General features: G+C 70.2%; 17 protein-coding genes and 1 pseudogene. 9 read left to right on the top strand and 9 right to left on the bottom strand.

The features are described from left to right. The first annotated feature begins 279 nt into the window (after positions 1–279). A complete protein-coding gene (locus tag SCNRRL3882_RS42460) occupies positions 280–504 on the top strand; it encodes a cellulase family glycosylhydrolase (protein ID WP_010043187.1) in 225 nt (74 codons plus the stop codon). Between the two features lie 97 nt (positions 505–601). Then, complete coding sequence (locus SCNRRL3882_RS37135; RefSeq protein WP_010043189.1) at positions 602–1555, top strand: MerR family transcriptional regulator; 954 nt, start codon at positions 602–604, stop codon at positions 1553–1555. Between the two features lie 39 nt (positions 1556–1594). On the opposite strand, the pseudogene SCNRRL3882_RS37130 reads toward SCNRRL3882_RS37135, so the two are convergent. Further along, positions 1595–2196 (bottom strand): annotated as a pseudogene (locus SCNRRL3882_RS37130) (IS256 family transposase); the annotation flags it as partial. A gap of 152 nt (positions 2197–2348) precedes the next feature. Here SCNRRL3882_RS37130 and SCNRRL3882_RS37125 point away from each other — a divergent pair. After that, positions 2349–3488 carry a GH12 family glycosyl hydrolase domain-containing protein gene (locus SCNRRL3882_RS37125; RefSeq protein ID WP_029181397.1) on the top strand — a complete coding sequence of 380 codons (1140 nt, stop codon included), beginning with the start codon at positions 2349–2351 and terminating at the stop codon, positions 3486–3488. A 75-nt stretch (positions 3489–3563) separates the two neighbouring features. Here SCNRRL3882_RS37125 and SCNRRL3882_RS37120 read toward each other — a convergent pair whose 3' ends face one another. Further along, on the bottom strand, positions 3564–4385 hold the full coding sequence (locus SCNRRL3882_RS37120; RefSeq protein ID WP_010043191.1) for a family 16 glycosylhydrolase: 822 nt from the start codon (positions 4383–4385) through the stop codon (positions 3564–3566). Positions 4386–4610: 225 nt separating this feature from the next. Between SCNRRL3882_RS37120 and SCNRRL3882_RS37115 the strand changes: the two genes are divergently transcribed. Then, the gene (locus SCNRRL3882_RS37115; protein WP_010043192.1) at positions 4611–5633 is read left to right on the top strand and encodes a LacI family DNA-binding transcriptional regulator; all 1023 of its coding nucleotides are present in this window, start codon (positions 4611–4613) and stop codon (positions 5631–5633) included. Between the two features lie 258 nt (positions 5634–5891). Here SCNRRL3882_RS37115 and SCNRRL3882_RS37110 read toward each other — a convergent pair whose 3' ends face one another. After that, positions 5892–7046 (bottom strand): DUF3500 domain-containing protein, encoded by a 1155-nt coding sequence (locus SCNRRL3882_RS37110; RefSeq protein WP_010043195.1) that lies wholly within the window; start codon positions 7044–7046, stop codon positions 5892–5894. Positions 7047–7059: 13 nt separating this feature from the next. Then, entirely contained in the window at positions 7060–8160 is a 1101-nt protein-coding gene (locus SCNRRL3882_RS37105) for a zinc-dependent alcohol dehydrogenase (protein WP_158688438.1), read from the bottom strand. A gap of 248 nt (positions 8161–8408) precedes the next feature. On the opposite strand from SCNRRL3882_RS37105, the gene SCNRRL3882_RS37100 reads away from it, so the two are divergent. The 3 genes from SCNRRL3882_RS37100 to SCNRRL3882_RS37090 all read left to right on the top strand — a co-directional run bounded on the left by SCNRRL3882_RS37100 (position 8409) and on the right by SCNRRL3882_RS37090 (position 11179). After that, the gene (locus tag SCNRRL3882_RS37100; protein ID WP_010043199.1) at positions 8409–9194 is read left to right on the top strand and encodes an SDR family oxidoreductase; all 786 of its coding nucleotides are present in this window, start codon (positions 8409–8411) and stop codon (positions 9192–9194) included. 30 nt (positions 9195–9224) lie between these two features. Continuing rightward, complete coding sequence (locus tag SCNRRL3882_RS37095) at positions 9225–10160, top strand: dihydrodipicolinate synthase family protein (protein ID WP_010043202.1); 936 nt, start codon at positions 9225–9227, stop codon at positions 10158–10160. Positions 10161–10261: 101 nt separating this feature from the next. Further along, positions 10262–11179 (top strand): LysR family transcriptional regulator, encoded by a 918-nt coding sequence (locus tag SCNRRL3882_RS37090; protein WP_010043204.1) that lies wholly within the window; start codon positions 10262–10264, stop codon positions 11177–11179. Positions 11180–11195: 16 nt separating this feature from the next. Here SCNRRL3882_RS37090 and SCNRRL3882_RS37085 read toward each other — a convergent pair whose 3' ends face one another. Further along, a complete protein-coding gene (locus tag SCNRRL3882_RS37085) occupies positions 11196–11822 on the bottom strand; it encodes a TetR/AcrR family transcriptional regulator (protein WP_010043206.1) in 627 nt (208 codons plus the stop codon). A 435-nt stretch (positions 11823–12257) separates the two neighbouring features. Between SCNRRL3882_RS37085 and SCNRRL3882_RS37080 the strand changes: the two genes are divergently transcribed. Further along, on the top strand, positions 12258–13643 hold the full coding sequence (locus tag SCNRRL3882_RS37080) for an MFS transporter (RefSeq protein ID WP_010043208.1): 1386 nt from the start codon (positions 12258–12260) through the stop codon (positions 13641–13643). 45 nt (positions 13644–13688) lie between these two features. On the opposite strand, the gene SCNRRL3882_RS37075 is transcribed toward SCNRRL3882_RS37080, so the two are convergent. From SCNRRL3882_RS37075 to lnt, 4 genes are all read right to left on the bottom strand, one after another. Beyond that, positions 13689–15635, bottom strand: a complete 1947-nt coding sequence (locus tag SCNRRL3882_RS37075; RefSeq protein ID WP_010043211.1) for a helix-turn-helix domain-containing protein — start codon at positions 15633–15635, stop codon at positions 13689–13691. Between the two features lie 73 nt (positions 15636–15708). Beyond that, positions 15709–16506 carry a 3-hydroxybutyrate dehydrogenase gene (locus SCNRRL3882_RS37070; protein ID WP_010043213.1) on the bottom strand — a complete coding sequence of 266 codons (798 nt, stop codon included), beginning with the start codon at positions 16504–16506 and terminating at the stop codon, positions 15709–15711. A gap of 54 nt (positions 16507–16560) precedes the next feature. Further along, entirely contained in the window at positions 16561–17040 is a 480-nt protein-coding gene (locus tag SCNRRL3882_RS37065) for an NUDIX hydrolase (RefSeq protein WP_010043216.1), read from the bottom strand. 68 nt (positions 17041–17108) lie between these two features. Next, on the bottom strand, positions 17109–18725 hold the full coding sequence (gene lnt, locus SCNRRL3882_RS37060; protein WP_010043218.1) for an apolipoprotein N-acyltransferase: 1617 nt from the start codon (positions 18723–18725) through the stop codon (positions 17109–17111). A 233-nt stretch (positions 18726–18958) separates the two neighbouring features. On the opposite strand from lnt, the gene SCNRRL3882_RS37055 reads away from it, so the two are divergent. After that, positions 18959–20047, top strand: a complete 1089-nt coding sequence (locus SCNRRL3882_RS37055; RefSeq protein WP_029181400.1) for an O-antigen ligase family protein — start codon at positions 18959–18961, stop codon at positions 20045–20047. Positions 20048–20054: the final 7 nt, after the last annotated feature.

The raw sequence follows: 20054 nt of genomic DNA, 5'->3' as shown, positions 1-20054 counted from the left end.
TCCCCATGGGGTCGCCGCTGCGGCGGATCGTGGGGCTGTTCCTCGGCCTGGCCGCGGTACTCGAGCTAGCCTGGGGTGGGACCGCGGCCGCCGCGCCCGAGCGGGAGGCCCCCTCCGACCGTAGGGCGGTGGTCGCCAACATGTCACGACAGCCCTGTTCGACGCCGTGAAGGCGAAGGGCTTCCGCAGCGTGCGCATCCCGGTCACCTGGAACGGTCACGGTTCGCCCCCGCCCCCTACACCGTCGACCCGGCCTTCATCCAGCGGGGCAAGCAGATCGTGGACTGGGCCGTCGCCGACGGTCTGTACGTGGCCCTCAACGTCCACCACGACTCCTGGCAGTGGATCGACGACCTTCCCACCGACCATGACACGGTCAGGGACCGGTTCGACGCCACCTGGCGGCAGATCACCTCCACGTTCCGGGACGAGCCGCGCAAGCTGCTCTTCGAAAGCGTCAACGAGCCGTTCTCCGAGAACATCACCGACGCCGGGAAGGAGTAATTGTCGAGACCTGCGGATTGGCTACCCAATGAGGTGGAAGCACCAGCGGGGAGACTGGGCTTGAGTCTCCCGTAGGGGGAGGCACGAAGGTGCAGGCATGGACGGCGACACGCTCTTCACGATCGGGGCCCTGGCCCGGCGGACCGGGCTGACGGTCAAGACCATTCGGTTCTACTCCGACACCGGAATCGTGCCGCCGACGGACCGCAGCCCGGCTGGCTACCGTCTCTATGACATCGGCGCACTGGCGCGCCTGGATCTGGTACGCACCTTGCGTGACCTGGGGATCGACCTTGCTGTCATCCGGCAGGTGCTGGACCGGGAGGTCTCGGTGCCCGAGGTCGCGGCCGCACACGCTGACGCCCTAGAGGTGCAGATCCGCACCCTCCGACTGCGGCGCGCGGTGCTGCGAGCGGTGGCCAAAAGGGGCTCCACCCCCGAGGAAATGGACCTCATGCACAAGCTTGCCAAGCTCTCCGACGACGAACGCCGACGCCTCATCACCGACTTCATCGACGACATCTTCGGCGGGTTCGACGCCAATGCCGACTTCGTCGACATGATGCGCTCGGCCATGCCCGAACTGCCTGACGACCCCGAACCCAATCAGGTCGACGCCTGGGTGGAACTCGCCGAACTCACCCAGGACCCCGACTTCCGCGCCGCTGTCCGTCGCATGGCGCAGTACCAGGCAGCCGAGCGCGCCCAAGGCGACGTCACCGGCTTGCATCACGACCTCACCGAGACCGTCCGCGACAGCGTCGGCCGCGCGCTCGATGCCGGCATCGCTCCGGCCTCGGCCGAGGCCGCACCCGTCATCGACGCCCTTACCGCCCGTTACGCGCAAACCTTCAGCCGCGCCGACGACGCCGACCTGCGCCACTGGCTGCTGACACGCCTGGAGATCGCTGGCGACCCCCGCGCGGAACGCTACTGGCACCTGCTGGCCGTCATCAACGGATGGCCCGTCCCGCCCAGCCTGGCACCAGTGTTCACGTGGTTCACCGGAGCCCTGCGCGCTCACACCCCGCAGCAGTCCGGCGTGCAGTAGTCCCACGCCTGACGGCCGCTGCGATCCTCGCGGCTTCGATCACGCCGCGAGGGTCCCGGAGCGTTCGACAAGGCGACCGCCCTCGAAACGGGCTCCGGCGCGGACAAGAGCGACGCGATGGGGAGCGTTCACCGCCCGCCAGCGGGCCTGCGCGGGCTCGACGAGCTTGAAGACCATGGCCAGGGCGGCGGCCGCGCTGCCGGCACCTCGCGTGACCTTTGTTCGCAGCCGGACGGTGGCGAAGGTCGACTCGATCGGGTTCGTGGTGCGTAGGTGGATCCAGTGCTCAGCGGGATCTTGTAGAACGTCAGCAGCTCGTCGACGTCGTCGGTGATCTTCTTCACCGCCTTGGGGAACTTGGCCCCGTAGGTCTTGGCGAACGCAGCGGCGGCCTTGAGAGCGTGGTCGCGGTCTTCGGCGTTGTAGATCTCCTGCAGGGCCTTCTTCGCACCAGGCTGGGCGGACTTCGGCAGCGCGTTCGCCACATTGGCGATCTTGTGAACCCAGCACCTCTGGTGGCGGGTCACGGCGAAGACTTCGGCCAGGGCCTTCCAGAAGCGGAGTGCACCGTCGCCGACGGCGAGGACGGGAGCGCGCATGCCTCGGCGGGCGCAGTCACGCAGCAGGTCGGCCCAGGAACGACCTGCAGTTTCGGAACCCGGTTGAGAGGGCTGCACCGGGCCGCCTTGTCAGGTACATGATCCTCTCTTACAGTCCCCTCCCAAGAGGGAATTGGGAGCGCTCCCATTCATGAGTGCCCTTCTCTCCCCCACATCCATTGCGGAGGAGCCGCATGCAACCACCACGCCACCAAGCCCGCAGGGTGCGTGCCCTGTCCGGTGCGCTGCTCACCTCACTCGTCGCGCTGGCAGCGCTTCTCACCGGCGCTTCGACGTCGCACGCCGACACAACGATCTGCGAGCCATTCGGCTCCACGACCCTCCAGGGCCGTTACGTCGTGCAGAACAACCGCTGGGGGACCAGCCAGCCCCAGTGCATCACCGTCACGGACTCCGGCTTCAGGGTTGCCCAGGCCGACGGTTCGGTCCCGACGAACGGCGCCCCGAAGTCCTACCCGTCCGTGTACAACGGCTGCCACTACACCAACTGCTCCCCCGGCACGAGGCTCCCGGCGCGGCTGAGCTCCATCGCCGACGCTCCCACGAGCATCTCCTACGGCTACGTGGGCGGCGACGCCGCGTACAACGCCTCGTACGACATCTGGCTGGACCCGACGCCCCGCACCGACGGCGTGAACCGGACCGAGATCATGATCTGGTTCAACAAGGTGGGCCCGATCCAGCCCATCGGCTCCCAGGTCGGCACGGCGAGCGTGGGCGGACGCAGCTGGCAGGTGTGGTCGGGCAGCAATGGCTCCAACGACGTGCTGTCCTTCGTCGCGCCGTCGGCGATCGACAGCTGGAGCTTCGACGCGATGGACTTCGTCCGGCAGGCCGTCTCCCGCGGACTCGCGCAGAGCGACTGGTACCTGACGAGCGTTCAGGCAGGCTTCGAGCCTTGGCGGAACGGCGCGGGACTGGCGGTGAACTCGTTCTCCTCAACCGTCAACCTCGGTGGCGGCACCCCCGGCGGCCCCGGCACTCCGACCGGACCCGCGGCCTGCAAGGTGGCCTACACCACCAGCGTGTGGCAGGGCGGCTACACCGCCGATGTCACCTTGACCAACACGGGTTCCTCGCCGGTCAACGGCTGGAAACTCGCATTCACGCTGCCGGCAGGGCAGACGATCACCAGCGCGTGGAACGCCGGAATCTCTCCGTCGTCGGGAGCGGTCACGGCCGGCAACCTGGCGTACAACGCGTCCCTTGCGCCCGGCGGCCAGGTCTCCTTCGGCTTCCAGGCCTCCTACAGCGGCAGCTTCGCCAAGCCGGCCGCCTTCAGCCTGAACGGCACTTCCTGCACCACCGCGTGACGTATTCAGGACGCATCCGCCCACCCGGGGCCCGCCCACCAGACCCTCGTGCCGAAGGGGCGGGTCCCGCCTTTCTCACAAAGCGTCCGTCTCCGGCTGGTCGAGCGCATCCCACCCACGCACACGGTGGACGTGAGCGGTCTTCGGGTAGGAGGTCTCGAGGTCCGAGCGAGGACCGATCTCAAAAAGGTCGATCATCAAGAAGAGCGGGTAGGCGGGAGACTGACGCATCCGCTTCACTACGACGCCCTCGCAACCGATGATCGTGCCCGATGGCCCCCACACAGCCGTCCAGGTGTGGGGTTTCGATGCGTCCAGGGGAAGGACTGCTTCCGTCATGTCGGTCGTCAACCGCCCGTCCCCATGTGCTTTCACCCCGCACCGGGCATGACTCTTTCCCTCGCCGACGGCTTCGGCGTCGATCTCGAAGATACAGACCTCACCGCTCTCCCCCTCCGACAGATGCTCCGTCCCCACGAGCCACGCCGCCAGCATGCACCCCTCATCCACACTCGCGCTCACCGTCACCTCCACACGTCCGCCGGTGGGGGCCCACAGCAGCCGCTCGGGGGTCTCCGTGCGGACGACGAGTCCGTCGGAACGGTGTCGGTGTGTTCCGCGGTGAGAGCCCACTGGGCCGGAGAAGACCCCGGTCTGCACGTTGGACACCCGAAGCGGAGCGTCTTCCTCGCGCCAGTCCGGCTGGTCGGCGTCGATACGCAGCCGCAGCCCCGAATCGTCGATGTCATAGCGTGCCCGAGACCGCTCGGGTGACGTCCAGTGGGGCAGATAGTGATCGACCCAGCGATCTTCCCTGAGCTGCGGAACGGTGAAGTCGTCCTCGAAGTCAGGCTCATGAGCCGGAGGATCGGGGAAACGCAGGCCATCGGCACCCATGACACCATCGTCTCAGACCACGGCTCCTGGCCGTGTCGGCGCATCACACTCGGAATGGCCTGGTCGCAACCGCCTGAACGCGACGATGTGCACAGCGCAATCACACATCGATGAGGCGAACCCGGCCTCCCTCCTCTTGGCCGACAGAGCACTGGTCGCGCCTGGAAGCCGTGTGCCCCGTTCCTTCGCCCCGTAAGATCGGATGATCTCGTGGGGGAGGTGGTCATGGGCAGGCGACGCCCCGGTACGCCGACGCTGGAAGAGGTGGCCGCTCACGCCGGGGTGGGGCGTGGCACGGTTTCCCGCGTCATCAACAACGCGGCCGGTGTGAAGGAGTCGACGCGCGAAGCCGTGCAACGAGCCATCAAGGAGCTGGGATACGTTCCCAACCTCGCGGCGCGTTCACTGGCCGGGCAGCGGACCGATGCCGTCGCTCTCGTCCTGACGGAGCCCGACTGGCGCGTGTTCGCCGAGCCGTTCTTCTCGGAAATCGTCCGCTCGCTCGGGGACGCGCTGACAGACACCGGGATGCAACTGCTGCTGACCCTGGTCCGCTCGGACACCGACCGGAAACGCTTCCTCGAGTACGCGCGCGGCGGCCGGGTCGACGGAGTTCTGCTGTTGTCCGTGCATGCGGGCGACCGACTGCCGGACATGCTCGCCGAGGCACGGCTGCCGACCGTGATGCTGGGGCGCCGCTCGGGCGACGAGTACGTCAGTTACGTGGACGCGGACAACGTGGGCGGTGCCCGCAGCGCCGTCTCCCACCTGCTGGCACGGGGCCGCAGAGCGATCGCCACCATCACGGGGCCGCTGGACATGCACGTCGCCCAGTGCCGGCTGCGCGGCTACCAGGATGCTCTGACGCTGGCGGGCTTGGGGTACGAGGAGTCCTTGGTCGCCGAAAGCGACTTCACGCAGGACAGCGGGCGCCGCGCCATGACAGAACTGCTCGAACGGCACCCGGAGATCGACGGCGTCCTCGCCGCGTCGGACACCACGGCGGCGGGGGCTCTGCAAGCACTGCGTGCGGCGGGACGGCGCGTACCGGAGGATGTCGCCGTGATCGGGTTCGACGACTTTCCCCTGGCTCAGCGCACCGATCCGCCCCTGACCACCGTGCGTCAGCCGCTGGAGGAGATGGGCCGGGCCATGATCCGGCTGCTCCTGGAGGACATGGACGAGCCGTCGGTGGCCTACCGCCACGTCATCCTCCGTACGGAGCTGCAGGTCCGTGAATCGGCCTAAGAGCGTCGGTGTCCGCCGGGTGACCCGAGTCGGAGACAGCTTCGGGAGCGCTCCCAGTTGCTGCTCTGCTGAGTAACGGATCACGGGCCGTCCTGCGTTTACGGGTCAGCCGCAGGCACGCGCCGAGTACACGCATCTTGCAACTGCACCGCCTGGCCCCGGGCCCCGTGACCGGTCCTGGCGAGATTCCGGAGACGGTGAACGAAGGTGTCGCGGGCAGCGGCACGAGGGGCGTACGGGACGCTCCCCGTGCACGCCTCACTCGTGTGCGATGTGGGCCCGGTGTTCGGCCAGCACGTCCAGTCCGAAGTCGGAGGCCAGGTCACGCCACACCGAGTGAGCGTGGTTCGCGTGGCGTTGCGTGTTGTCGTACTCGATCAGGATGCGGGGGTCCTGCACCCGGTAGTAGTGCGGTTCCCCGACCTCCGTGCCGCCTGCCCAGCCGAAGTGGACCAGGTCGAGGACAGTGTCCGAGGCGTAGTGGGTGGCGTAGGCGTCGGCGAGGAGCTCCGGTGCCCGTCCGGTGTAGAGGGCTACGAGACGGCGCAGCAGGTGCCGCTGTTCTTCGTTGAGATCGCGGCCGCCGATGCCTTTGGGGGGAATCGTGATGGCCACTCGTGCGTGGTCGCTGTCGGTGTAACCGCTGCCCGCCTCCGCCCGGCGGTCGATGTCGTTGACGAGCCGGTCCAGGTCAGGATCTTCGAACTGCCCCCGCCACAGGTCCTGCATGTGCATCATCGTGTCGCCGTGCCGGACGTGTGGCCGGTTGCCGGAGACGATGTCGGACACGGCGGACGGGTGGAGCAGGGCTTGCCGGAACTGATCTGCGTCGAGGGCACGGGCCAGTTGGCGCGCGGTGTCCTCGGGGCCCTGGAGGGGACGCAGGGTGCCTCCGATCAGCTCGGTCGTGGCCGGGTCGGCGCCGATGAAGCAGGGGGTCGTGGAGACGAGCCGACCGGCGACGACGAGGTTGTTCAGGGAGACATGGTGGCCGCCGAGTCGCCATGCCCAGATGCGATCGCCAGGGCGGCCGAAGATCCTGAGCCAGTACAAGCCGGGGTCCCGCCCGCGCTGCCGACCCCAGTGAACGGTCCATCCTTCCAGTCGGTCCAGCACGTTTTCCAGACCCATCACGGTGGTGACCGTGGCGTAGCCCGCAATGGACAGTCCGGTGGCCACCAGTTGCATGGCCAGGCTCTGTTGCCGGGGACTCTGGTCCCGGATGGCAAGCCCGCCATGTTCCGTCGGGGTGTAGAACCAGCGCAGCCGCTCGGCCTCCGCCTCCGGGTGGAGAGGAGAATCGTAGGCGGCGAGCGGCAGTTGGTCCTCGCTCAGACTGCCCAGCCAGGCGGCGGCGGCCTCGCCCATGGCGGTCGCCGCCTTCTCCCGCCCGGCTGCCGGGACGTCGGGCACCGGAGCTGCTCCGTCACCGGGCACGGATGGACTCCGGGTCCTCGGAGATGTCCAGCATGACCTTGATGGCGTTGCCCCGGCGCTCGGCGTAGGTGTCGAAGGCCTCAGAGACGTCGCTCAACGCGAAGTGGTGGGTGACCAGTTCCGCGGTGCGGAGCCGACCGCGGGCCGCGAGGGCCACGGCGCGGGCCAGCGAGCCGGTGCCCTCCCCTCGGACCGTCTGGATCGAGATGCCGTTCATCACTGCGTGGTTCAGGTCGGCCTGCACGGGCTGCTCGAAGAACCCGACCAGGACGACCTTCCCGGACCGTTTGGCCATGCGCAGGGCGTCATCCACCGCACTCGGGGCGCCCGAGCATTCCAGCACGATGTCGGCGCCGATCCCGTCGGTCGCCTCCCGGACGGCGGCGACGGCGTCCTGTTCCCGGGAGTTGACGACCAGGTCCGCGCCGAAGGACTTGCCGATGGCCAGCCTCGCTTCCCGGGTGCCGACCAGGGCGACGGTTGCCCCGAGTTCACGGGCCACTTGCGCTGCGAGCAGGCCTATCGGCCCGGGACCGACCACAGCGACCGTAGACCCCACGAGAAGGGTGTCCAGGACGTCGAACGCGTGCATCACGGTACCCACGGTGCTCAGGACGACTGCCTCGTCGAAGTCGACTGTGTCCGGCAGCCGGTGGAGGGTGGCCACGTGATTGAGCGCGTACTGTGCGAAGCCGCCGTTGACGGTCATCCCCTGCGCTCGGTGTCCGGTGTGCCGCAGGCCGTAGTTGAGGCAGTCCGTGTAGGCCCCGGCCAGGCAGTTGGCGCAGCGCGTGCAGCCGCGGTGAGCCTCCGTCACGACCCGGTCACCGACGCGGAGTTCGTCCACGGCGCTGCCCACCGCAGCCACGACGCCCGCGTATTCGTGGCCCGGGACGAACTCGCCCGCAGGGGGGCCGCCGTCCTTGAAGAAGTGCCGGCTTCGGATCTTGAGGTCCGTTCCGCACAGGGACGCCCTGCGGACCTGCACCAGGACATCTTCCGGCCCCACCCGCGGCACAGGCAGCGTCGTGACGGCGAGGGTGCCGGGTTCACCCAGCACCGCGGCCTGCATGGTTTTCGGCAAGGACATAGGGCCTCCAGTCACGGCCATGGGCATGCGTCGGGAATCAGCGAATCGAAACAGTCCTTTTCCCCACACCATCGTGCACGTCGGCTACGCCGATTTCCCATCCCTGGCGCATAGGCATCCCTTATACGCATCGCGAGCAATTCCTATTGGAGGCTCACCGCGGGCCCATGGCAGAGTCGTCCGGAAACGGCGGACATCGCCGTCGGCCGTACGGCCGAGGAACGGGGCCCCGCCCGAGGAGTGAAGCTGTGGATCTGGGAATCTCAGGCAAGACCGCACTGGTGCTGGGCGGAGGTGGGGGTCTCGGCGGCGCCATTGCGCAGGCCCTCGCCGCGGAGGGCGCCGGTGTCGCCGTGGCGGACATCAGTCCGCAGGCTGCCGAGCGCACCGTCGAAGCGGTGGCCGGCCTGGGCGGAAAGGCCGTGTCCCTGGAATGGGACCTTGGGGATCTGGACGCGATCGACCGGCACGTCACGACGGTCGAGGGGGTTCTCGGCCCTGTGGACATCCTGGTCAACAACACGGGAGGACCGCCGCCCTCGCCGGTGGGCGGGCAGGATCCGGAGATCTGGCTGCAGCACTTCCGGTCCATGGTGATGTCGGTGATCGCGATCACCGACCGGGTCGCGCCGCTGATGAGGAGCCGCGGCTGGGGCAGGATCGTCACCAGCGCCAGTTCCGGCGTGATCGCCCCCATACCCGACCTCGGGCTGTCGAACGCCCTGCGTGGCAGCCTGCTCGGCTGGTCCAAGACGCTGGCCCGGGAAGTAGCGGCCGACGGCGTCACCTGCAATGTGGTCGTTCCCGGCCGGATCGGCACCCAGCGGACGAAGTTCCTGGACCGGGCCAAGGCCGAGCGGGAGTGGAGGTCCGTCGAGGAGATCTCCGCCGAGAGTGTCGCTTCCATCCCCGTGGGCCGCTACGGTGAACCGCGCGAATACGCCGCTGCCGTCGCTTTTCTCGCAAGCAGTCAGGCCTCTTACATCACGGGCTCGGTCATTCGTGTCGACGGCGGTCTCATCGCGAGCCTCTGAAAGCAGGAATCAGGATTCAAGGAGGCAGAAATGGCAGCGCTGTCCCGCGACACCACCGGCGTCTACGCCATCGCACCGACGCCCTTCGACGAATCGGGTGCGATCGACTTCGATTCACTCAGCCGGCTGATCGATTTCTACGGATCCGCCGGTGTCACCGGATTGACCCTGCTGGGCCAGATGGGTGAAGCCCCCAAGCTCTCCCACGACGAGAGCGTGTGCATCGTCCAGTACGTCATCAAGCGCACCGACCTGCCGATCGTCGTGGGTGTCTCCGCACCCGGCTACGCCGCCATGCGGGCCCTGACGGCTGACGTCATGTCAGCCGGTGCCTGCGGTGTCATGATCGCTCCGCCGAACACGCTGCGGACCGACGATCAGATCGTGAGCTACTACGAGGGAGCGTCGGCCGCCATCGGCGAGGATGTGCCGTTCGTGATCCAGGACTACCCGCTCTCGTTCTCCGTCGTCATGTCCCCCTCCGTCATCGCCCGCATCGCCGGTGTCGCGCCCGGATGCGTGATGCTGAAGCACGAGGACTGGCCGGGCCTGGAGAAGATCAGCACGCTCCGGCGGCTGCAGGCCGACGGAGCGATGCCCCGGCTGTCGATCCTGTGCGGAAACGGCGGGCTCTTCCTGGATTTCGAGACGGAGCGCGGAGCCGACGGTGCCATGACGGGCTACTGCGTGCCCGAACTCCTCGTCGACGTGGTACGCCTCACCGCCGCCGGCGACCGTGAGGCCGCCCATGACCTCTTCGACGCCCACCTGCCGCTGCTGCGCTACGAACAGCAACCGGGCGTCGGCCTGGCGGTGCGCAAGTACGTGATGAAGCGTCGCGGGATCCTGGCCTCCGACATCCAGCGCATGCCCGGGGCGGCGCTGTCTGCGCGTGCCCGCGGCGAGGTCGACTACCTGCTGACCCGACTGGCCCGCAAGGACAGCAGGGTCGTGGTCACGGCATGACCCCCGCCTGCAGCGCGGCCGCACGGCTCCGCGTCACCTCGCCGGGCTCTGTCGGCTCACCGCATGCGGGACGGCGACGCCCGCTCCAGTAGCTTGATCAGATGCAGCTACGTCAGCTGGAGTACTTCCTCGCGGTGTGGGAGGCGGGCTCCTTCAGTGGAGCGGCCGCGCGGCTCTATGTCACTCAGCCCTCGCTCTCCCAGCAGATCGGTGCTCTGGAAAAAGAGCTGGGTGCGGTGCTGCTGGAACGCGGCCGGCAGGGCGTGACGCTGACCCCCGCCGGCCGGGTCTTCCTGCCGCGGGCGCAGGACGTCCTCCGCGTCGTCCAGGACGCCCGGGACTCGGTACGCGAGGTGGTCGAGGGCCGCAAAGGCGACGTCCACGTCCTGACCGTACGGTCCGTCGCCTCGGGCATCCTGCCGCCCTCCGCGGCCCGCTGGCACTCGACGTACCCCTCGACGGTGCTGCGGCTGCACGACTACTCACACCGCCGGGACCTCGAAGAGGCCATGCGCAGCGGACAGGGCGACATCGCAGTCGGTCCACGACCCCACCTGTGGGAAGGGCCGGTCCATTCCCTCGGGTACGAGGAGATGGTGGTGATCGGCTCCGCCGAGTACCCGGCCGACACCTCGGCGAGCCCGGCCGAACTGGCCGCTGCCGACTGGGTGCTCTATGAGCAGGAACAGGGCATGAGCGAAGTGGTGGACCGGCTGGCGGGCCACTTCGGCTTCACTCCGCGTGCCGTGGCGCGCACCGGCCAGGTGTCGGCGGCGCTCCTGTTCGCGGTCGAGGGGATCGGTGTGACGGTGGCACCGGAGAACGCGGTGCCTCTGCGCTGGTCGCGCCATGCACGGCGGATCGGGACCGGCTACTTCCGGGAGCTGGTGGTCTTCAGCAGAAAGCAGCCTTCCCAACTGGCGGAACGCTACCGGGACATGCTCACTTCTGTGGAGCTGCCGCTGACCACGGAGCGGGATCTGCCCGATGGAGCGGTGCGTTTCCAGAACGTGTCCTAGCGATCACGTCGCTCGGTCAGGCCTCGTCACGCAGATGGGCAAGCCCGCTGAGAAGAAGTTCGAGGCCGAAGGAGAACTCGTCCTCGATCGGAACCGGCATCACCCCGGCCACGGTCACGGTGGCCGGGAACAGGTCCGGATCCACGCTCTGAAAGACGGCCGCCGACTCTGCGTCGTCGGCTTGTCCTGCGCCGCCATGCCCGTTGACCTGCACGGCGAACCCGAGGACGTAGCGGGCCAGAGTCGCGTACGCGTACGCGGCCACTCGCGGCGGGAAACCACTGTCGAGCAGCACCGCGACACAGCGCTCCCGCAATGCCATGGCGTTCGGTCCCATGGGAATCTGCTCGACCAGCAGGCGTGCCGCGTTACGGTGCCGGGCCAAGGCGTCGAACATGGTGTGCGCGACCGTCCGCAGCGCCCGCTCCCAGCCCAGCGCGAGGAGTTCGTCACCGTTCAGCTCCACGCTGCCGAACATGCGGTCCACGACATGAGCGACCAGAGCTGCCCGGTTGTCGAAGTGCCGGTACAGCGTCGCCGTGCCCGAGCCCAGACGCTGGGCCAGCGTCCGCATCGAGAGAGCGTCGGAGCCCTCCTCCTCCACGATCCGCAGTGCGGTGGCGACGATGCGCTCCAACGGCACGGGCGGCCGCCCCGGAGAACGCCGAGCCGATGCCCTCGTGCCTGCTCGCGCAGGACCAGTTTCTGCCACGGAACGTCCGACCTCCTCGCCAGCACCATAACAGCAACACCGTAGCCGATACGAGGATCGCCGGTCGGACGAGGCGCTTGATCATTCCCCCAGCACCCTGCGCAGATGACGTGGGAATCCAGTCAGCACCAAACCGGCACGGGAGTCAGCACGCCACCGCCAAATCACCCCCAACTACGCTTCCCGGACACAACCCATTTCACCCTTCTCCAAGCTTCTCAGTCGCCGCTCCGCGAGCGGGCATGGTGGTCCGACGCATAGCCACGCCCCGAACTATGTCGCCCCACCACATGTGCCGCTGACCTGCACGTTCCTACGGTGTGCGAACACATACCCGTCCCCACCGCACACGAGGAAGTGGCGCGCATGACCTCCGCAACCACCGCTACCCCACCACCCGCGAACCTCCGTCGCATCGTCGCCGCCAGCCTCATCGGCACCACCATCGAGTGGTACGACTTCTTCCTCTACGGCTCCGCCGCCGCGCTGGTCTTCAACAAGCTGTTCTTCCCGAACTCCGACCCCCTCGTCGGCACGCTGCTGTCGTTCCTGACGTACGCGGTCGGGTTCGCCGCCCGGCCGCTGGGTGCGCTGGTGTTCGGGCACTACGGTGACCGGCTCGGGCGCAAGAAGCTGCTGGTGCTGAGTCTGCTGCTGATGGGCGGGGCGACCTTCGCCATCGGGCTGCTGCCCACGTACGCCACCCTCGGTACGGCCGCACCGGTCCTGCTCACCGTGCTCCGGCTGGTCCAGGGGTTCGCGCTCGGCGGCGAATGGGGCGGTGCGGTGCTGCTGGTGTCGGAGCACGGGGACGCGCGGCGGCGTGGCTTCTGGGCCTCGTGGCCGCAGACCGGCGCACCGGCGGGGCAACTCCTCGCCACCGGTGTGCTGTCCCTGCTGACCGCCGTGCTGTCGGACGCCGCGTTCGGCAGCTGGGGCTGGCGGATCCCGTTCCTGCTCTCCGGCGTGCTGGTGATCGTCGGTTTGTGGATTCGTCTGTCTGTCGATGAATCGCCCGTCTTCAAGCAGGCGTTGGCGCAGGCCGAGGCCCGCAAGGCGGACCGGGCCGCGGTTGCCGAGAAGCTGCCGCTCGTCGCCGTGCTGCGGCATCACTGGCGTGACGTGCTGGTCGCGATGGGCGCGCGCATGGCGGAGAACATCAGCTACTACGTCATCACCGCGTTCATCCTCGTCTACGCCACCACCTCGGCCGGCGTCTCCAAGCAGACCGCGCTCAACGCCGTACTGATCGCCTCAGCCGTGCACTTCGCCGCCATCCCGGCGTGGGGTGCGCTGTCCGACCGGATCGGCCGCCGACCCGTGTATCTGGTGGGTGCGGTCGGGGTCGGGCTGTGGATGTTCCCGTTCTTCTCGCTGATCGACACCGGCGGCTTCGGCAACCTGATCCTCGCCGTCACGGTGGGGCTGGTGCTGCACGGGGCGATGTACGCGCCCCAGGCCGCGTTCTTCTCCGAGATGTTCGCGACGCGGATGCGCTACTCCGGCGCGTCCATCGGCGCCCAGTTCGCCTCGGTCGCAGCGGGCGCGCCCGCGCCGCTGATCGCCACCGCGCTGCTGTCCGACTACGGCAGCTCCACGCCGATCGCCCTGTACGTCATCGCCGCCGCCGTGCTCACGGTGATCGCGGTGGCGGCGGCCAAGGAGACCCGCCACCGGGATCTGGCCGACGTCGCCCCTCCCGCCGACGCGGACCGGACCGCGGCACCGGCGGCGGACGCCCGGACTCGCTGAGCTGTCCGGGCACCGACCCCCTGCGTCCGTTCCCGCGCACGGGGGTCAGTGCCGTTCCGGCGCCGACAGCCGGTGCAGGCGCAGGGCGAGTTGGATCTCCAGGGCGCGGGCCGGGCTCTGCCAGTCGTCGCCGAGGAGACGGCCGACGCGCTCCAGGCGCTGGGCGACCGTGTTCACATGGACGTGCAGTTCGTCCTTGGTGCGGGCCGGGCTCATGCCGCAGGCGAAGTACGCGTCGAGGGTGCGCAGCAATTCGGTGCCGCGTCGTCGGTCGTACGCGACGACCTGGCCGATGGTGCGGTCGACGAAGCCGGGGATGTCCCGGTCGCCGGCCAGGAGCAGCCCGAGGAAGCCGAAGTCCTCGGCGGCGGCCCCGTCGCCGGAGCGGCCGAGGAGCCGCAGGGCGTCGAGGCAGCGCCGGGCCTCGGCGTAGGCCGTGGCTATGGCGTCGGGGCGGGCGGCGAGGTTCCCGGTGGGTGCGGAGGCGCCGACGGTGACCGGTGCGTGGACCGCTGTGCCCAGGTGCCGGGCAGCCCGGCGGGCCAGTTCGGTGGCGGTGTCGCCGGGGTCGAGGGGCAGCAGCAGGACGGTACCGCCGTCGCGCGCGGCGGCCAGGCCGTGTCGGGTCGCGGCGAGGTGGGACGCGGCGGCGGCCAGGCGTCTGCGGGCGTCCGCCTCCTGGTCGGCGTCGGGCGCGTCGTCCTCCGGGCGCGCCGCCAGCACCACGTGGACGGCGTCGAGGTCGGCATGGAGGCGGGCCGCGCGCTCTCGCAGCAGTCGCGGATCGCGGTCGCGGGCGTCGAGCAGGTCGTCCAGGAGCTCACCGCGGACGCGTTGTTCGGCCTCGGCGGCGGACCTGCGGGCCAGGAGCAGCAGGGAGGTGACCATGGCGGCACGCTCCAGGGTGCGCTGGTCGACGGGGTCGAGCCCCGGGTGGCCGCGCAGCACGAGTGCGCCGAGCAGTTCTCCGCCGGCGGCGACGGCGGCGATCCAGTCGTCCTCGTGCCGCACGGCGTGGCCCTCCGCGCGGGACGCCTCCAGGGCCTCGGCCGGTGCCGCGTCGGCCTCGGTGAACTCGACCGTGCCGTCGAGGACTTCGGCGACGGCGGTGGCCACGTCGTGGACCCCGCCGCCGCGCAGGACGAGCTCGGCGAGCCGGTCGTGCACGTCGGAGGCGCGCTCGATGACGCCGCTGCGGTCCTGGATGATCTCGTTGGCCCGCTCCAGCTCGGCGAGGGCCGACCGGGTCTCGGCGAGCAGGTTGGCGGTGTCGATGGCGGCCGCGGCGAGGGCGGCGAAGGAGCCCAGCAGGGCGATCTGCTCCCGCTCGAAGACCCGGGCGCGGCGGTCCGCGGCGAACAGCACGCCGATGACGTGGTGCCCGAGCGTGAGCGGCACGCCGAGGATGGCCACCAGCCCCTCGTCCCGCACGCCGGCGTCGATGGTGCGGGTGTGCTGGAAGCGGTCGTCCTTGAAGTAGTCGTCGGTGACATAGGGACGTGCGGTCTGTGCGACCAGGCCGCCGAGCCCCTCCCCCATGCCGAGCCGCAACTGCTGGAACCGGGCCGCGACCGAGCCCTCGGTGACCCGCATGTAGGTGTCGCCCCTCGCCGGGTCGTTGAGGCTGAGGTAGGCGACGTCCGTGCCCAGCAGCGACCGGGCGCGCTGCACGATCGCCTGGAGTACGGCGTCGAGGTCGCGCAGCCCGGCGAGGTCGTGGGCGGTCTCGAACAGTGCGGACAGCTCGGCCTCGCGGCGGCGCCGTCCCTCCAGCTCCGAGCGGACGCGCAGGGCGAGCGGCTTGGCCCGCTGGAGCGCGGCGATCCACTCCGCCGGGCGGCCTTCGGCACGCGCGAGCAGGACCGGCTGCTCGTATGCGTCGGCGGACGCGCCCCGGGCCAGGAGCTCGAGATACGGCGTCTCCGCGCCGCTCGGCGGCGGTTCGGCGAGGCCGGCGGAGCGCTCGGCCGGCTGCACGTGATCGCTGGACATGCTCACAGGATTCACCATGACCGGGCCGTCCCGTCAGCCCTGTGGACAACTCCCGGGCGGACGGGCCGGAGGCTCAGTGGGCGGTCCAGCCGCCGTCGAGCACGAGTGAGGTACCGGTCACGAAGGACGCCTGCGGACCGCACAGATACGCCACGGCCTCGGCGACCTCCTCCGGCTCTATGAGCCGCTTGACGGCACTGTCCTGGAGCAGCACCTCGGACAGGACGCGCTCCTCGGGGATGCCGTGCGCCCGGGCCTGGTCGGCGAGCTGCTTCTCGACCAGTGGGGTGCGCACATAGGCGGGGTTCACACAGTTCGAGGTGACACCGTGTGGCGCGCCTTCGAGGGCGGTGGTCTTGGAGAGTCCCTCCAGCCCGTGTTTGGCGGCAACATAGGCCGACTTGTAGGCCGAGGCGCGCAGCCCGTGGACGGACGACACATTCACGATGCGGCCCCATCCCTGTCCGTACATGTGGGGCAGCGCACCGCGGATGAGCCGGAAGGGTGCCTCCAGCATCACGGTGAGCACCGTGTGGAAGACGTCGGGCGGGAACTCCTCGATGGGGCGCACGAGCTGGAGCCCGGCGTTGTTGACGAGGACGTCGGTGCCCGCGGCGGCGAGTTCGGCGGCGTCCAGGTCGGTGAGGTCGAGGACGTGCGGTTCAACGGTGCCCGCGAGGTCGCGGCCCTGTCCCGCGAGCGCCTCCAGGCCCGCGGCGTCCCGGTCGACCGCTCTCACCTTCGCCCCGGCGGCCGCGAGCCGCAGCGCGCAGGCGCGGCCGATGCCGCCGGCGGCGCCGGTGACGAGCGCGGTGCGGCCGCCGAGGTCGAGCGGGGAGGCTTGGGGAGCCGGAAAACGGGGCGCGGTCATGCCTCGACCCTAGGCAGCACCACTGCCGCGCCCCATGTGGTCACGCCCTACAGTTCAGCCGGATGCAGTGGGGTCGAACCATGTGGGGGCGTCCGACAGAGCCTGCTTGATCCGGAACAGCCCGAACTCGTCCAGCTCGGGCAGGGCGTCGATGTCGAACCAGCCCACGTCCAGCGATTCGTCGTCGTTGACCCGCGCCTCACCGCCGGTGGCACGGCAACGGATGGTGATGTCCATGAACTGGCAGATGTCGCCGTTCCCGTAGGTGACGGGTTCCAGTGCCTGGACGAGGACGACCCGTTCGGCGACGCAGTGCACGGCCGTCTCCTCGTAGACCTCCCGTACGGCGCAGGCCGTCGGCTGCTCCCCCGGTTCCGGGATGCCGCCCACCACGGACCACTTGCGGGTGTCGGACCGGCGGTTGAGCAGCACTCTGCCCTCGTCGTCGAAGACGATGGCGGTGACTCCGGGGAGCCAGAGCAGCTGGTGACCGGCCGAGGCGCGGAGGGTGCGGATGAAGTCGGGAGTAGCCATGGCCCCGACCCTACTGGGCGGGTTGCGGCGCCCCGGCGGGTTTCAAGCGGTGTGCGACCGGCGTACGGCTACACGTCACCGGCGCGTCGCCCGCGCAGACCGGCGCGGACGGCCCACCCCAGTCCGCCGGCCGCGACCAGCACGAGGGCGATCTCCGGCAGGACGCCGAGCTGTGTGGCGGGGGTCTGCGAGGAGCGCAGCGGCACCTTCTGCACCAGGGAGTCGGCGACGAACATGCCGGTCTTCTGCGTGATCTTCCCGTCCGGCATGATGATCGCGCTGACACCGCTGGTCACCGGCACGACCACGGTCCGGCTGTGCTCCACCGCGCGGACGCGGGACATGGCGAGCTGCTGGTAGGTCATCTCGCTGCGGTCGAAGGTGGCGTTGTTGCTCGGCACGGAGATCATCTGGGCGCCGTCGGTGACCTCGGAGCGCACGGTCCAGTCGAAGGCCGCCTCGTAGCAGGTGACGAGACCGACCTTGGCGCCGTCCATGGTGAACACGCCCGGCTTGGTGCCGCGGCTGAAGTCCTGGCGGGCCATCTCCGTCCAGTTCTTGTTGATCGCCCCGACGAGCGTGCGCAGCGGGAGGTACTCGCCGAACGGCTGGATCTGACGCTTGTCGTAGGTGTCGACGGGGCCCTTTACCGGGTCCCACAGGATCTGCTCGTTGTAGAGCTTGCCGTCGCGCTCCACGACGCCGCCGACCGAGATGGGCACGCCGATGGCCTTGGCCGCTGCGTCGATCACGGCACGGGCGTCGGGGTTGGCGAACGGATCGACGTCGGAGGAGTTCTCCGGCCACAGCACGAAGTCGGGCCGTGGGACCTTGCCGGCCTCGACCTCCGCGGCCAGGCGTTCCGTCTCGCGCGCGTGGTTGTCGAGCACGGCCCGCCGCTGGGCGTTGAACTCCAGCCCCGCCCGGGGCACGTTGCCCTGGATCGCCGCGACGGTCACGCTGCCGTCCTCGGCCTTGTCGCTGACCAGCGGCCGGGCCGCCACGGCCGCCACGACCGGGACGGCCAGGCTCAGCAGCCCCACGGCCGCCGCGGCCCGGCGCACCGTGCCGGTGCGCCGCCACGCCACGGTGAGGCGGACGACCTCGTACAGTCCGAAGCCGCAGAGGACCACCGCGAAGCCGAGCACCGGGGTGCCGCCCACCGCGGCGAGCGGCAGGAACACGCCGTCCGCCTGCCCGAACGCGATCTTCCCCCAGGGGAAGCCGTCGAACGGCACGCGCGCGCGTGCCGCCTCGCCGGCGACCCACACGGCGGCAGCCCACACCGGCCATCCGGGCAGCTTCGACACGACGGCGACGCCCGCGCCGACCAGCGCGACGAAGATCGCCTCGATCGCCACGAGGGCGACCCAGGGGAGCGGTCCGACCTCCACTCCGGTCCACACCAGCAGCGGCAGCAGGAAGCCGAGCCCGAAGAGGTAGCCGAGGCCGAGCCCCGCCTTCCAGCCGCGGCCGCGCAGCACCCAGCCGAAGACCGCGAAGGCGGGCAGGGCGAGCCACCACAGGGTGCGGGGCGGGAAGCTGACGTAGAGGAGCAGGCCGGAGAGCGCGGCTGCGGCGGCCGGGAGGAGGCGCACGAGCCGCCGGGCCCAGGTCCGCGCTCCTGGCGCGATCCGCGGCTCCAGCTGGTCCGACTCGCCGACGGAGGTTGCGGTGACGGTCACTCCCGGAGTGTAAGGCGAGTGACCTTGGCGCCGACAGCGCGGTCCACGTGGCAGCGGCGTCACAGCCTCGCCGCAGGTCTGCCGCGACGTTCCTGCTCATTTCGTCACGACACATCCACAAACCGTCCACCAGCGGCTACGGTGTGCCGAAGCCTCAGTCGTGCGGCCGGTTACGGCCCGAGCGGCCGGGGTCTTCACAGGTCGGGGGCGACGTGGTGCGGGGGCGGGGCGGGGTGGGTTCCAGTGGGCTGACGTCCGCGTCCGGGCAGGACGCGGACGGTGAGAGACGAATCGTCGTGGACGCGGCCGGCGTCGTGGTGCTGGGAGCCTGCGCCGGCTGGTCACTGATCACGGCGGCGATGCACGACGGCCGGCCCGAGGGTGTGCTGCTCGCCGTGCTGGCCGTTGCGGCCGGGTACGCCGCCGGGCGGATCGGCGGGGCGCTGCTGCCGGTCGGCGCGCCCTGCGCCGGGGCCCTGGCCGGTATCGGGCTGACCGTGGCGGTTCCGCACCTCGCGCCGGGCCCGCAGATCACCACACCTCTCGGGCATGCCGGGGCGACGGCCGCCGTGCTGACGCTATCGGCCGGTGCCGCGTGCTGCGCGGCCTGGGCCGCTCCCGTTCCGGCCGTGCGGTTCGCCCTGCGGCTGCCGGCCGCCGGGGCCGCGGTGCTGGCGGCCGTGCTCGGCTCGGCCACCGGATGCGTCACATCCGTCGCTGTGCTGTTGTGCTCGCTGGCCGCCGGCCGTACCCGTCACCGCGGCGCCGGCCTCGCCGTCCTGGGCACCGTCGCCGTCCTGGTGACCGGTCTGACCTGGGCGGTCGCGGCGCGGGCCGTGCCGGGCGGGCTCGTGGCCGCCCTGGAGGAGCGGCTGACACCGCACCGGGTGCGGCTCTGGCAGGACGCATGGCATCTGCTGCGCGACGACCCCGCCCTGGGCGTCGGCCCGGGGCGCTTCGGGGAGCTGAGCACGACGTCCGCGCAGTCACTGCTGTCCGACGGCAAACCCCACTCGGCCCCCCTTCAGCAGGCGGCCGAACAGGGCATCGTCGGCGTGGTCCTGCTGGCGGCGGCGTTCGGATGGGTGCTGTACGCGCTGTGGCGCAGCCCCCGCCCGACCCCGGTGGTGCTCACCGCGGGCGCGGCCCTGACGGCGCTCGCGGTCATAGCCGCCTTCGGCAACGCGCTCAGCTTCACCGCGGTGTCGGTGGGTGCGGGCCTGCTGGCGGGCATGGCCACGGCGCGGCCGCTCACCGACGAACCGTCGCACCGCACACCGGACACGCGTCCCCGGGGCGCCGGACGCGCCCCGGCGTGGTGAGAGGACG

Origin of the sequence: Streptomyces chartreusis NRRL 3882, from assembly GCF_900236475.1 — a bacterium.
Lineage (GTDB): Bacteria > Actinomycetota > Actinomycetes > Streptomycetales > Streptomycetaceae > Streptomyces > Streptomyces chartreusis_D.
Note: the sequence above shows the minus strand (reverse complement) of the source record. Positions and strands in the feature narration are given on the sequence as shown.

What these genes read in the sequence shown, in the direction of transcription:
- SCNRRL3882_RS37070 (WP_010043213.1), bottom strand. Translation starts at nt 16,506, where the DNA reads ATGACCGCGCCCCGTTTTCCGGCTCCCCAAGCCTCCCCGCTCGACCTC.
- SCNRRL3882_RS37105 (WP_158688438.1), bottom strand. Translation starts at nt 8,160, where the DNA reads ATGTCCTTGCCGAAAACCATGCAGGCCGCGGTGCTGGGTGAACCCGGC.
- SCNRRL3882_RS37080 (WP_010043208.1), top strand. Translation starts at nt 12,258, where the DNA reads ATGACCTCCGCAACCACCGCTACCCCACCACCCGCGAACCTCCGTCGC.
- SCNRRL3882_RS37115 (WP_010043192.1), top strand. Translation starts at nt 4,611, where the DNA reads ATGGGCAGGCGACGCCCCGGTACGCCGACGCTGGAAGAGGTGGCCGCT.
- SCNRRL3882_RS37135 (WP_010043189.1), top strand. Translation starts at nt 602, where the DNA reads ATGGACGGCGACACGCTCTTCACGATCGGGGCCCTGGCCCGGCGGACC.
- SCNRRL3882_RS37065 (WP_010043216.1), bottom strand. Translation starts at nt 17,040, where the DNA reads ATGGCTACTCCCGACTTCATCCGCACCCTCCGCGCCTCGGCCGGTCAC.
- SCNRRL3882_RS37075 (WP_010043211.1), bottom strand. Translation starts at nt 15,635, where the DNA reads ATGTCCAGCGATCACGTGCAGCCGGCCGAGCGCTCCGCCGGCCTCGCC.
- SCNRRL3882_RS37090 (WP_010043204.1), top strand. Translation starts at nt 10,262, where the DNA reads ATGCAGCTACGTCAGCTGGAGTACTTCCTCGCGGTGTGGGAGGCGGGC.
- SCNRRL3882_RS37125 (WP_029181397.1), top strand. Translation starts at nt 2,349, where the DNA reads ATGCAACCACCACGCCACCAAGCCCGCAGGGTGCGTGCCCTGTCCGGT.
- SCNRRL3882_RS37095 (WP_010043202.1), top strand. Translation starts at nt 9,225, where the DNA reads ATGGCAGCGCTGTCCCGCGACACCACCGGCGTCTACGCCATCGCACCG.
- SCNRRL3882_RS37120 (WP_010043191.1), bottom strand. Translation starts at nt 4,385, where the DNA reads ATGGGTGCCGATGGCCTGCGTTTCCCCGATCCTCCGGCTCATGAGCCT.